This is a genomic window from Streptomyces ossamyceticus (assembly GCF_001418475.1).
Lineage (GTDB): Bacteria > Actinomycetota > Actinomycetes > Streptomycetales > Streptomycetaceae > Streptomyces > Streptomyces ossamyceticus.
Map to the genome: position 1 here is coordinate 952 of NZ_LIQX01000244.1, position 419 is coordinate 1370.

Here is a 419-nt window from a genome sequence, read left to right on the forward strand (position 1 = left end):
GGGCGGGGCGACGACCCCGGCGGCGAGGCAGAGCACGTAACCGCCGAGCACCCAGCCGAAGCCGTACACCTGGTCGCCGAGGGCACGGAGCGCGTAGTAGCGCTGGGGTCGCATGGGCCGTAGGTACCAGTAGACGATCGTGCCGAAGTGAAGATGCTGGATGACGGTGTCGCGCCCGGCACGCCGGTCAAGCCCCCGGATCCGGCCCGCCAGCACGGCGAGTACGGCGTACCCGACGGCCTGGGCCTCGTCGAGCCCGGCGCTGGACTGGGTGTTCGCGTACAGCCCCCGCCAGAGGTAGACGACCAGACACACCTGCACGAACAGCCGTACGGCGGTGGCGGTCATCCGGGGCGGAGCGAGGAACTCCCCACGGGGCGTGATCGAGGCGATGCGCCGGAGGCGCGAGAGGGCGGGGG

General features: G+C 72.1%; 1 pseudogene. It reads right to left on the reverse strand.

Annotated features, from left to right (window positions below):
* Positions 1–393 (reverse strand): annotated as a pseudogene (locus AOK15_RS46960) (hypothetical protein); the annotation flags it as partial.
* Between the last annotated feature and the right edge of the window lie 26 nt (positions 394–419).